The sequence below is a fragment of the Brevundimonas sp. Root1423 genome (assembly GCF_001426805.1).
Window position 1 is genome coordinate 1 of the sequence record NZ_LMFL01000058.1, and the last position, 12017, is coordinate 12017.

Genomic DNA, 12017 nt, shown 5'->3' on the forward strand with positions numbered 1-12017 from the left:
CGACGTCGTCTGCGAGATCGTCTCTACGTCGCCCAACGTGTGGTAGCCGGCGTCAATCGCCCCATACCAGCCGTTCGGCTCGGCCGCCGCTGCGCCGGCCGACAGGGCGAGAGCCCCGACCGCGCTGGTGGCCATGATGAAAGTCTTTACGCGCATGGGTGGATGCCCTCCGAAGCCCAAGTGAAATTTCGACGGCGTACAAGCCGCCGCTGGGTCCTCTTAACAGCCCCGCTGGCCGAGGTCGAGCCGGCTGAGCGGATAAGCCGCCAGCGTGGCCATATAGTTACAAGCCGCGACTCTCCCGGAGAACGGGATTCAAGGTTGGCGTGCGTTCGGCGGGGTCAGCCGCCGCCGGTCCGGCCGGTCGCCTTGCCGGTTCCCTCGCAGACGGCGCAGGTCTCGCCCGAGGCGCTGGCGCCCGCGCCCTGACACTCGGGGCAGAGGGTCGGGTCGGGGTGCTGCAGCGAGGCGGGGTCGGTCGGGCCGGACGGCGTCAGGTCGCGATCGTCGATGTCGTGCGGGTTCATCCCGTCGGAACGGCGGCGGGGCCGTCCGGTTTCATGATGACAGGGAGCGGCCCTGGCTTTACTGACCCGCCATCATGGACGAGACCGAACGGCAATCCGAGGAACGCGGCTGGGACACGGCGAAGACGCTGGCCGAGGCCCTGCCGTACATCCAGATCTACGACCGCAAGACGGTGGTGATCAAATACGGCGGCCACGCCATGGGCGAGAGCGCCGTGGCCAGGCAGTTCGCCGCCGACGTGGTCCTGCTGAAGCTGATGGGGGTCAACCCCGTCGTCGTGCACGGCGGCGGGCCGCAGATCAGCGCCATGCTGGACAAGGCCGGAGTCCGGTCCAGCTTCGTCGACGGCCTGCGGGTGACGGACGCCGACACCATGCAGGTGGCCGAAATGGTCCTGTCCGGCGCGGTCAACAAGGAGATCGCCCACTGGATCACCGTGGCCGGTCGTGAAGCCGACGTGCGCGGCGTCGGTCTGTCCGGCAAGGACGCCGGCCTGCTGACAGTGGAAAAGACGCGCCGGACCAAACGCGATCCGGACAGCATGATCGAGCACGAGGTCGATCTCGGCCTGGTCGGCGAACCGACCAGGGTCGACCCCAAGCTGATCGTGCGGCTGCTGGAATCCGACGCCGACTGGGTGCCGGTGATCGCGCCGATCGGCGTGGCCGAGGACGGCCAGACCTTCAACGTCAACGCCGACACCGTGGCCGGAGCCCTGGCCGGCTCGCTCAAGGCCAAGCGTATGCTGCTGCTGACCGATGTGGCCGGGGTCAAGGGCGCGGACGGCCAGATCATCCGGCAGATGACCGTGGGCGAGGCCTCGAGGCTGATCGACGACGGCGTGGCGACCGGCGGCATGATTCCCAAGCTCCAGACCGCCATGGCCGCCGTGCGCGATGGCGTCGAGGCCGTGGTCATCCTCGACGGTCGCCGACCCCACGCCATGCTGGTCGAGCTGTTCACCGAACACGGCGCCGGCACCCTGGTGAAGGCGGAATGACGGCCGAGGCGGTCGAGGCGACGGAGTTCGGGGCCGATCTGCGCCATGTCCGTAGCTGGATCTTCGATCTGGACGACACCCTGTATCCGCCCGAGTCGCAGTTCATGCGGCTGATCCAGCAGCGCATCAACGACTATGTGGTGCGCACCTCCGGCCTGCCGGCGGACGAGGCCATGGTGGTGCAGAAGGGCTATCTGAACGACTACGGCACCTCCCTCGCCGGGCTGATGGCCCACCATGAGATCGATCCTCACGACTTCCTGGCCGAGGTGCATGACGTGCCCCTGGACGTGCTGACGCCCGATCCGGGCCTGCGCGCGGCGCTGGAGCGGCTGGACGGGCCGCGCATCGTCTTCACCAACGGCTCGACGGCCCATGCCCGGCGCGTGATCGAGCGACTGCAGCTGGCGGACCTGTTCGACGGCCTGTTCTCGCTGGAGGACGCCGACCTGATCCCCAAGCCCGATCCCCGCACCTTCGCCCGCATGGCCGGGCGGTTCGGAATCGCACCCGCCTCGGCCGCCTTCTTCGAGGACACGGTGCGAAACCTCGAACCCGCCCACGCCCTCGGCATGACCACGGTGCTGGTCGGGACCCGGGCCCATGAGGCCGATATCCCCTTCGTCGATCACCGGGCCGCCACGCTCGGTCCCTTCCTCGCCACCGCCCGCCTGCCCGGAGACGCCTGATGCTCGATCGCGCGCACCTTGAATCCACGGTCGAGACCGCCTGGGAGGACCGGGCGAACATCTCGGTCTCGACCCACGGCGAGGTCCGCAAGGCCGTCGAACAGGCCCTGGCCCTGCTGGACTCGGGCGAGGCGCGGGTCGCGTCGCGCGGGGCGGACGGCGTCTGGAGCACGCATCAGTGGCTCAAGAAGGCGGTGCTGCTGTCCTTCCGGCTGAACCCGAACGTCCGCATGGGTGCGCCGGTCGGAGCGACCATGGGCGTCGCCGACCCGACGCCGGGCCCGTACTGGGACAAGGTGCCGGTCAAATGGGCCCACTGGACGGAGGCGGACTTCGAGCGCGCCGGCTTCCGCGCCGTGCCCGGGGCCGTGGCGCGTCAGGGCGCCTTCATCGGCCGCAACGTCGTGCTGATGCCGAGCTTCGTGAACATCGGCGCCTATGTSGAYGARGGSTCGATGGTCGACGCCTGGGCCACGGTCGGMTCCTGCGCCCAGATCGGCARGAAYGTGCACCTGTCGGGCGGRGCGGGCATCGGCGGCGTGCTGGAGCCGYTGCAGGCCAATCCGACSATCATCGAGGACGGCTGTTTCATCGGCGCCCGCGCCGAGGTGGCCGAGGGCGTSATCGTSCGCGAGGGCGCCGTCCTGGCCATGGGCGTCTATCTGTCGGCCTCGACNGACGGCTGTTTCATCGGCGCCCGCGCCGAGGTGGCCGAGGGCGTCATCGTCCGCGAGGGCGCCGTCCTGGCCATGGGCGTCTATCTGTCGGCCTCGACCAAGATCATCGACCGGGCGACGGGCGAGGTCTTCCGCGGCGAGGTGCCGGCGTATTCGGTCGTGGTGCCGGGCAGCCTGCCCGACCCCAACGGCGGGCCGTCGCTCTATTGCGCCGTCATCGTCAAACGCGTCGATGCGCAGACGCGCGCGAAGACGGGCGTCAACGAACTGCTGCGCGACTGATCAGCGGGCCGCCAGCCGGACCAGCTTGCCGTTCTGCTCGTCGGTGACGGCCCAGACGGCGCCGTCCGGACCGACCGCCACGTCGCGGACCCGTTCGGCGAGGTCGGTCAACAGACGCTCCTCGCCGACGACCCGGCCGCCTTCCAGCACCAGCCGCGCGATGTGTTTTTCCTTCAGCGCGGCGACCAGCAGGTCGCCGCGCCAGCGGGGGAACATGGCGCCGTCGTAGAAGGTCATGCCGCCCGGCGCGATGACGGGGTCCCAGTAGTAGACCGGCTGCTCCATGCCCGCGCGCGCCGTGATCCCCTCGTTGATCGGCCCGCCGCTGTATTCGACCCCATAGGCGATGACGGGCCAGCCGTAGTTCCGGCCCGCTTCGGGGCGGTTCAGCTCGTCGCCGCCGCGGGTGCCGTGTTCCATGGTCCAGAGGGCGCCGTCGGGGGCGATCGCTGCGCCCTGGACGTTGCGGTGACCCAGCGACCAGATTTCCGGCAGGGCCCCGGCGCGGCCGACGAAGGGGTTGGCGCGCGGAACCGAGCCGTCGGCATTGATGCGGATGACCTTGCCCATATGCGAGCCGAGGTCCTGGGCCTGGGGCCGCATCGGGCGGTCGGACCGTTCGCCGAGGGTGACGAACAGGTGGCCCGCCCCGTCGAACGCCAGCGAGGACCCGAAATGCTTGTCGCCGTCGTAGGCCGGCAGGGCGCGGAAGATCACGTGGACGCTCTCCACCCGGGCGCCGTCGTCCGACAGTCGGCCGCGCGCGACCGAGGTGGCGTTGCCGCCCCCGTTCCCTGTGTCGGGGCGCGGCTCGGCATAGCTCCAGTAGATCAGCCGGTCGCTGGCGAAGGTCGGGCCGACCGCCACGTCCAGCAGGCCGCCCTGGCCGCGGGCGTCCACCGCCGGGAGGCCGGCGACGGGCTCGCCGGTCACGCCTCCGGCCGTGATGATTCGCAGGCGGCCGGGCCGCTCGGTCACCAGCCAGCGGCCGTCGGGCAGCAGGGCCAGACCCCACGGATGCTCCAGCCCGGAGGCCGCGACGGTGTGCGTCATCGCCGTTTCGGTGCGGAGGCCGGGCGCGCGGGTCTGTCCGGCGAAGGCGGGCTGCTGGCTCGCGCCGTTGGCGGGTCGGGTTTCCAGCGCGGCGCCCGCCGGGGGCGGCGCGTCCTGTCCATTGGCTCCGCAGGCGGCGGAGAGGGCGGCGGCGGCGACCGTGACGGCGAGGGCGAGCAGGCGCATGGAAATCCCCTTGAACGGAACAGCAAACGAACGGCCTGTTCTGCCTAGCCGTTCCGGCCCCGCGGCGTCACGCCCTTTGGCTTGCGGCCATGGGCGCGCCCCGACTTGAATCCGCCRYGACCCGCCTATATAGGCACGCCTCTTCCGGCGGTCAGACCAGTTCCCGCCGGGACTCGAGCAATCGGGGCTGGGTAGCTCAGCTGGTTAGAGCGGTGGATTCATAACCCACAGGTCGGCGGTTCGCGCCGGGACTCGAGCAATCGGGGCTGGGTAGCTCAGCTGGTTAGAGCGGTGGATTCATAACCCACAGGTCGGCGGTTCGAGCCCGCCTCCAGCCACCACCTCCTCCTCATGATCTCCCGGGCCTGATGCTCCGTCCGCGGATCAGGCCGGACGCGTCATCCACAGCTAAACGGCGCACAGCAGTGTGTCTCCCGTGTCACCCGACCGAGCTGTCATATCACTGTCACACGAATGTCGTCCCACTTTCCCATGGCACGCCTAGAGGGGGCGGGATTTCAACCGGCCGCCGCCGGTCGCAGGGCGCTCGCGCCCATCTTCATCGGGGATAGATGACAATGACGAACCGCAAACGCGTGTTCTGGGCAACGACCGCCCTCTTCAGCGGCCTCCTGGTCGCCGGAGCCGCCTCCGCCCAGTCTTCGGGCACGGTCGCCACCGAAGGCGCCACCGAACTGGACACCGTGGTCGTCACGGGTTCGCGCACGCCCAGCATCGACGGCGTCATCGTCGCCCAGACGGTGCCCAAGACCCGTTCCAGCATCTCGCAGGAGTTTATCGCCACCCAGACCTCGGGTCAGACGATCCTGCAGACCCTGAACCTGGTCCCCGGCCTGAACTTCGTGAACAGCGACCCCTACGGCAACTCGGGCGGCAACATCCGCCTGCGCGGCTTCGACGGCAACCGCGTCTCCCTGACCTTCGACGGCATGCCGCTGAACGACACCGGCAACTACGCCGTATACACCAACCAGCAGCTGGACTCGGAACTGATCGAGCGCGCCTCGGTCAACCAGGGCACGACCGACGTCGACAGCCCGACCGCCTCGGCGACCGGCGGCACCATCAACTTCCTGTCGGCCCGTCCGCTGGAAGAAGCCGGCGTGCAGGTCAACTCCTCGATCGGCGAGAACAACTACGGCCGCGTCTTCCTGCGCGGCGACACCGGCGCTTTCGGCCCGTGGGGCACGACGGCCTACGCCACGGTCTCGTACACCAACTATGACAAGTTCAAGGGCCCGGGCGAGCTGGAGAAGACCCAGTTCAACGGCAAGCTCTATCAGGACCTGGGCGACGGCGACTTCGCCAGCGTCGCGGCGCACTGGAACGTCAACCGCAACGATTTCTACAATAACTTCATCAACCAGGCCCAGTTCGCCTCCGGCAACTACCTGGAGAACGACATCGCCTGCTTCCGTCCGGTCGGCGTCGACGGCACGGTCCAGAACGAAAACACCGGCTCCTCGCGCGTCCTGTCGGACGGAAGCCTGGCGACGGGCAGCTGCACCAACTACCACGGCATCCGGATCAACCCGTCCAACACGGGCAACATCCGCGGCCAGTTCAGCTACGGCATCACCGACAATCTGCGCTTCACCTTCGACCCCTCGTTCCAGTATGTCATCGCCAACGGCGGCGGCTACACCCTGGTGGGCGAGCGCGACGACCGTCTGGACCAGAACACGACCAACAACGCCACCGTCACCACGCCCGCCCAGTGCGCGGCGGTCGCGGTCAACCGCACCGGCGTCGATCTGAACGGCGACGGCGACAGCTGCGACAACGTCGGCCTGTACACCCCCAACAACACCAACACCCACCGTTACGGCATCACCAGCTCGCTGATCTGGGACCTGAACGACAGCCATCGCATCCGCGGCGCCTATTCGCTGGACTACGGCCGTCACCGCCAGACCGGCGAATTCACCCGCCTGACCCCCGTCAGCGAGCCGCTGAACGTGTTCGGCGGCCAGGAGCGCTGGGGTGACGAAGACGCCCGCATCCTGGGCCGGGACGGTTCGTACCTGCGCGGACGGGATCGTTTCTCGATCGCCGAACTGCAACAGTTCGCTGTCGAGTACATCGGTGACTTCCTCGGCGACTCGCTGACCATCAACATCGGCGTCCGCGCCCCGTTCTTCACGCGGCAGCTGAACCAGTACTGCTTCTCGCAGAACGGATCCTCGAACGTGCGCTGCACGACCGAGACGCCTTCGGCCACCCTGGCCAACGGCAACGTCCAGTTCGCCTCGACCGGGACGACCCAGTACATCCCGCCCTACGAGGCCGAACTGAAGTATGACGATGTCCTGCCCAACGTCGGCGCCGTCTACCGCTTCGGCGGCGGTCACAGCGTCTATGCCAGCTACGCCGAAGGCCTGTCGGTGCCGCGGACGGACAACCTGTACCAGCCCGTGCGGAACACGACGGACAACTCGGTCGACTTCTCGACCGTGCAGCCGGAAACGACCAAGTCCTATGACCTCGGCTATCGCTTCCGCAACTCGCGCCTGATCGCCCAGGCCGCCCTGTGGTACGTCGAGTTCGAGAACCGCATCGTCGCCTCGCAGGACAACGACCCCGCCTCGCCGACCTTCGGCTTCTTCACCGACCGGAACGTCGGCGCCGTGAAGCAGCAGGGCTTCGATGGCCAGCTGGGCTACATCTTCACGGACAGCTTCGCCCTGAACCTGTCGGCGTCGTATAATGAGAGCGAGCTCCAGGACAATCTGTTCCTGGGCAACTTCAACTGCACCTCGGCCAACCAGGTCGCGGGTTCGACCCCGGTTTGCCCGGTGGCTCCCGGCTTCACCGCGATCCCGCTGTTCCTGCAGACCCAGGGCAAGACCCTGGTCGAGACTCCGGACTGGACCTTCGCGGCCCGCGCTGACTGGGATGTGACCGAGAACCTCTCGGTGGGCGTGCAGGCGAAGTATGTCGGCGAGCGTTTCGCCACGGACGTCAACGACGAGATCTCCGACGCCTATACGGTCGCCGATCTGGACGTGCGTTACGACCTCACCGACACCTTCGGCATCCGCGGCGCCTATGTTCAGCTCAACGTCAACAACCTGTTCGACGAGGAATATCTGGGCAACATCTCGACGGGCAACAACGCCCTGTCGACGGTGGTGACGACCGATCCCCGCGTGCCGGCGGCCAACGCCAATCGCGGCGGTCAGGTGCGGACCTACTCGATCGGTTCGCCGCGCATCGCGCAAATCACCCTGGGCATGAAGTTCTAGTCCAGGACTGACACGAAGACGAACGAGGGCGGCCTGTTCACAGGCCGCCCTTTTTCTATGGCCGGTTCGCGCACCCGCGCGTTGAAACCGGACCCCGCGCCCTCTATCTGGCGCGATCGGCCATTCGCCGATACGAGGCCCCATGAACCAGACTCTCGTCCCCGCCGAATGGGCGCCGCACCGCGCGATGTGGGTCGGCTGGCCCAGCCACGCCGAGCTGTGGGAGGACAACCTCGAGCCGGCCCGGGCCGAGGTCGAGGCCCTCGTCCGCGCCCTGGCGGGCCCCGGGCGCGAGCGGGTGAAACTGATGGTCGGCAAGCCGGAAGCCCTGGATGACGCCCGCGCGCGTTTCGCCGGCGTTGTGAATGTCGAGGTCGTCGACGGCCGCTTCGGCGACATCTGGCTGCGCGATACGGGCCCCATCTTCGGCCCCGGCTCCGCGACCGCGGCGGCCTTCCGCTTCAACGGCTGGGGCGGCAAGTATGAGCTCGAGCACGACGACACGGTCGCCGACCAGATCAGTCACGCCGCTGGCGTCCCTCTGACCCGCAATGACTTCATCCTCGAGGGCGGGGCGGTCGAGCATGACGGCCAGGGTACGATCCTGACCACGCGCCAGTGCGTGCTGAACCCCAACCGCAATCCCGGCTGGACCGGGGAGAAGGCCGAGGCGGCCCTCGCCCACGCCCTCGGCGCCCGCAAGGTCCTGTGGCTCGGCGACGGCCTGCTCAACGACCACACCGACGGCCATGTCGACAACCTGGCCCGCTTCGTCGCGCCGGGCGTCGTCGCCTGCCCCATCGCCTGGGGCCAAGGCGACCCGAACGACGACGTCTACGACACCGTGGCCCGCGCGCTGTCGCAGATGACGGATTCGACCGGCGCGCCACTCAAGGTCCTGCGCCTGCCGTCCCCCGGCTTCGTCGGCGACGAGGACGAAAAGCCCGTGCCGGCCAGCCACATGAATTTCCTCATCGCCAACGGCGCGGTCGTCGTGCCGACCTATGGCGATGAACGCGCCGCCGATCTGGTCTGCAAGGGGCTGGCGACGGTCTTCCCGGACCGCGAGATCATCGCCCTGCCGTCCATCGCCATCCTCTCCGGCGGCGGATCCTTCCACTGCATCTCCCAGCAGGAGCCCGCCTGATGGCCCGCACGATCACGGTCGCCGCCCTGCAGACCTCGTATGGCGAGGACCTGCAGGCCAATATCGACAAGACCATCGACCTGATCCGCCAGGCCGCCTCCAAGGGGGCGCAGGTGATCCTGCCGTCCGAGCTGTTCCAGGGGCCGTATTTCTGCGTCTCCCAGGAAGAGAAATGGTTCGCGACCGCCCACCCCTGGCGCGAGCATCCCTGCGTGACGGCGCTCCAGCCCGTCGCCGCCGAACTGGGCGTCGCCATCCCCGTCTCGATCTTCGAGCGCGAGGGGCCGCACTATTTCAACTCCATGGTCATGCTGGACGCGGACGGCCGGGCGCTGGGCGTCTATCGCAAGAGCCACATCCCCGACGGCCCCGGCTATCAGGAGAAATACTATTTCCGGCCCGGCGACACCGGCTTCAAGGTCTGGGACACCCGTCACGGCCGCGTCGGCGTCGGCATCTGCTGGGACCAGTGGTACCCCGAGACCGCCCGCGCCATGATGCTGCAGGGGGCCGAGGTGCTGTTCTACCCGACCGCCATCGGCTCCGAGCCGCACGACAAGGAGCTGGACACCGCCGATCCGTGGCGGCGCGCCATGCAGGGCCACGCGGTGTCGAACGTCGTGCCGGTGGTGGGCGCCAACCGCACGGGCCATGAGCAGGTGACCGCGGCCGGCCAGGTCTTCTACGGCTCGTCCTTCATCGCCGACCATCGCGGCGATCTGGTGGAGAGTTTCGGCCGCGCCGACGAGGGGGCGCTGGTCCACACCTTCGACCTCGACTATGTCGACCGCCACCGCGCCGCCTGGGGCTTCTTCCGCGATCGGCGGACGGATCTCTACGGTTCGCTGGTCGCGCCACGGCCGGCCTGATCCAGCGCCAGCCGCTCGGCGGCGCAGCCGGGACTGGTCAGACCCTCGGCGCGCGCCGAGGCGACCTCTGACCGGGCGGCCTCAAGGTCGGCGGCGAAAGCCGGCGATTCCGACCCGACCGCGTACAGCCGGACCCCCAGGGTCGCGCCGTCCGTCACATCCTCCGGCCAGTTCATGCGGCAGATGGCGCGGCTCAGTCCGATCTCGCGCCCGATGCGGCGCGCCTCGGCGGCCCGGTCGGGCGCCAGCGCCGCGAACATTTCACCCCAGGCCGAGCCTGCGACGGCTCCGACCGCCGGCCACGACGCGTCTTCGGAGATGGCGTCACTGACCCTCTGGCACGGCTCCAGTCCCTCGACGGCCTGGATCGGACGCGGCCGGGGCCACCGGGCGGCCAGCAGGCGGGTCAGGCTATCGGCGTCGACCAGCAGGCGGTTCATCAGCCGGGTCAGGGCCGGCCGGGGTTTTTGCGCGAAACGGACGCCGAGGGCGCAGTCGAAATGCTGGGCCGCCTCCGGACCCGCCAGCTGGGCGTGGGCCGTGGCCAGCCACCAGCGGTCCGTGTCCGGCTCGCCCGGCAGCGGATCGGAGACGGACCGGGGCGTGGGCGACGCATCGGCCAACGCGTGGATTGCACGGACGTCGAGGTATCCTGGGGGCGCTTCGACCAGCGCGGAACCGCCGGGCGAGGCGCAGGCCCCCAGAAGGGCGCAGGCCGCGAACGCGGCGCGGCGGTTCACCCGCCGGCGGTCCAGTCCAGCTGGACGCTGGTCGGACCGTTCTCCACGGGCGTTGCGACGACCCGCAGCAGCTTGCCGCTGCCGTCGTCGGCCGCGGCTCCGTAGGCGCGGGCCTCGCCCTGGTTCATGGCCATGACCGAGGCCAGGCCGGCGGCCTCCGCGCGCTGGCGATAGAAGGCCACCACCGTGTCGGGCGTGGCGTCGGTGGTGAAGCTGAGAATGCCGCCGGGGCCGTCGGGCCCCTGGGCCACGGTCGCGGGTCCGCTCACGGTTCCGCCAGGATAGACGACGGCGAACGAAGGCGCGCCGGGCGCGGCCGGTATGGACGGCGCGGCCGGGGACGCAGACTCCGCGGGCGGCGACGCCGCCGCGACGCGAGCCGCCGTGTCCGCCGACGCCTCGTTCGCCGCGGCGGCCTCCGGCGCGGGGCTCTGGCCGCAACCGGCCAGGGCCAGGGCCGCCGTCAGAGCGGCGGCCGCGAACATGCGCTTCATCCCGTATCGTCCTTGAAAAGACTGTGTTGATTGTCGGCACCGTGGCCCATGGCTGCGGCGGCGGCAAGGCGGGTTAACGCCCTCGGCAAGGCGTGGAACGGACCCGAGGATCAGCCGGTCGGGGCGTCGGCCTGGTCCGGCTTGCCCTCGCCCCGGTCGCGGGCTGGACTCGACGTCGCCGCACCCGTGTTCTTGACCGGATCCGGATCGGCGGGCGCGGGCGAACGGGCATCGGTCGAAGCCATGCCCTCGGTGGCCAGACTCTCATTGATGGCGTCCTGGTCGGGATCGACCTCGGACCCCGTGGCCGCCCCGCCCTGCAGGGAGCCGGAGCGGGTGTCCGAGCCCATGTCCGAGCCCGACAGGGCCTCGGTCAGGGCGTCCGGCCGGCGGCCCAGATCGGGCTTCTCGCCCATGTCTTCGGCCTCGCGGGCGTCCTCGGTCTCATGCTGATCGGTCATGGCGAAGCTCCTTCGAGGAAGAAGCGGGCGGGAGGGAGAGGGGTTCCCTCCGTTCCGTCACCCTCGGGTCCAGCCCGAGGGTGACGGCCACAGATTGCCGTTACTTGCCGAACAGCTTGTTCCAGCGGCGCTTGTCGCGGTTCTTCCACGTCCCGCGGTGATAGGCGTCCGAGCCGATCAGCGGCACCACCGTGGTGGCCTCGGCGAAGACCATCTGCTCGTGCGTGGTCTGCACCTTGCCCCAGGAGGCGGCTTCCTTGAGCGTCGACGACGAACAGGCGCCGTCGCGCACGTCGGCGACCGTGATCTGGACCGCATAGCGGTGCATCTCGGCCTCGATGCCGAGAATTTCGGCGCAGACGACCGTGTCCTGGGCGAAATTCTTGGGCACGCCGCCGCCGACCATGAACAGGCCGGTGACGCCCGCCGCGATCTTGATGTCGGTCAGTTCGCGGAAGTCSGCSACYGCGTCGATCATCAGRTACGGCTTGCCCTCKGCCATCCGCTCCTTCTGGTGCTTGACCAGRCCGAAGCCGGCCGAGCTGTCGACGAAGGCCGGGCAGAAGATCGGCACGCCCTCTTCATAGGCGGTCTGGATCAGCGAGCCGGGCTTCTTGGCGTTGCC

At 69.2% G+C, this 12017-nt stretch carries 12 protein-coding genes, 1 tRNA gene and 1 pseudogene; 8 read left to right on the top strand and 6 right to left on the bottom strand.

The features are described 5' to 3' along the window. Nucleotides 1-341: 341 nt before the first annotated feature. The gene (locus tag ASD25_RS26325; protein WP_055829837.1) at nucleotides 342-527 is read right to left on the bottom strand and encodes a hypothetical protein; all 186 of its coding nucleotides are present in this window, start codon (nucleotides 525-527) and stop codon (nucleotides 342-344) included. Between the two features lie 74 nt (nucleotides 528-601). Here ASD25_RS26325 and argB point away from each other — a divergent pair, with 74 nt between their 5' ends. From argB to ASD25_RS32520, 4 genes and pseudogenes are all read left to right on the top strand, one after another. After that, nucleotides 602-1528, top strand: coding sequence for an acetylglutamate kinase (gene argB / locus ASD25_RS26330; protein WP_055829835.1), 927 nt, complete (start codon nucleotides 602-604; stop codon nucleotides 1526-1528). After that, nucleotides 1525-2217 carry a pyrimidine 5'-nucleotidase gene (locus tag ASD25_RS26335; protein ID WP_055829834.1) on the top strand — a complete coding sequence of 231 codons (693 nt, stop codon included), beginning with the start codon at nucleotides 1525-1527 and terminating at the stop codon, nucleotides 2215-2217. Before argB ends, ASD25_RS26335 begins: the two co-directional genes overlap by 4 nt. Then, nucleotides 2217-2893 (top strand): 2,3,4,5-tetrahydropyridine-2,6-dicarboxylate N-succinyltransferase (locus tag ASD25_RS26340; protein WP_235562890.1); only part of this gene is annotated, 677 nt, incomplete at its 3' end. The genes ASD25_RS26335 and ASD25_RS26340, both read left to right, overlap by 1 nt. 1 nt (nucleotide 2894) lies before the next feature. Further along, nucleotides 2895-3176, top strand: a pseudogene (locus ASD25_RS32520) (DapH/DapD/GlmU-related protein); the annotation flags it as partial. On the opposite strand, the gene ASD25_RS26345 reads toward ASD25_RS32520, so the two are convergent. Then, on the bottom strand, nucleotides 3177-4415 hold the full coding sequence (locus ASD25_RS26345) for a PQQ-dependent sugar dehydrogenase (protein WP_055829830.1): 1239 nt from the start codon (nucleotides 4413-4415) through the stop codon (nucleotides 3177-3179). 264 nt (nucleotides 4416-4679) lie between these two features. Here ASD25_RS26345 and ASD25_RS26350 point away from each other — a divergent pair. From ASD25_RS26350 to aguB, 4 genes are all read left to right on the top strand, one after another. Continuing rightward, nucleotides 4680-4756 (top strand) — tRNA-Met (locus ASD25_RS26350). Nucleotides 4757-4993: 237 nt separating this feature from the next. After that, nucleotides 4994-7681, top strand: a complete 2688-nt coding sequence (locus ASD25_RS26355; protein WP_082560092.1) for a TonB-dependent receptor — start codon at nucleotides 4994-4996, stop codon at nucleotides 7679-7681. Between the two features lie 142 nt (nucleotides 7682-7823). After that, complete coding sequence (locus ASD25_RS26360; protein WP_082560091.1) at nucleotides 7824-8828, top strand: agmatine deiminase family protein; 1005 nt, start codon at nucleotides 7824-7826, stop codon at nucleotides 8826-8828. Then, on the top strand, nucleotides 8828-9697 hold the full coding sequence (aguB, locus tag ASD25_RS26365; RefSeq protein ID WP_055829828.1) for an N-carbamoylputrescine amidase: 870 nt from the start codon (nucleotides 8828-8830) through the stop codon (nucleotides 9695-9697). The genes ASD25_RS26360 and aguB overlap by 1 nt, the downstream gene beginning before the upstream one ends. Here the strand turns inward: aguB and ASD25_RS26370 are convergent. The 4 genes from ASD25_RS26370 to ASD25_RS26385 form a co-directional block, all read right to left on the bottom strand. Further along, nucleotides 9664-10437 carry a hypothetical protein gene (locus ASD25_RS26370; RefSeq protein ID WP_056621479.1) on the bottom strand — a complete coding sequence of 258 codons (774 nt, stop codon included), beginning with the start codon at nucleotides 10435-10437 and terminating at the stop codon, nucleotides 9664-9666. The two genes, aguB and ASD25_RS26370, sit on opposite strands and share 34 nt — an antisense overlap. Beyond that, on the bottom strand, nucleotides 10434-10931 hold the full coding sequence (locus tag ASD25_RS26375) for a hypothetical protein (protein WP_055829823.1): 498 nt from the start codon (nucleotides 10929-10931) through the stop codon (nucleotides 10434-10436). The genes ASD25_RS26370 and ASD25_RS26375 overlap by 4 nt, the downstream gene beginning before the upstream one ends. A gap of 110 nt (nucleotides 10932-11041) precedes the next feature. Beyond that, the gene (locus ASD25_RS31420; protein WP_200943732.1) at nucleotides 11042-11392 is read right to left on the bottom strand and encodes a ribonuclease; all 351 of its coding nucleotides are present in this window, start codon (nucleotides 11390-11392) and stop codon (nucleotides 11042-11044) included. A 100-nt stretch (nucleotides 11393-11492) separates the two neighbouring features. Continuing rightward, nucleotides 11493-12017 (bottom strand): deoxyhypusine synthase family protein (locus ASD25_RS26385; RefSeq protein WP_200943733.1); only part of this gene is annotated, 525 nt, incomplete at its 5' end.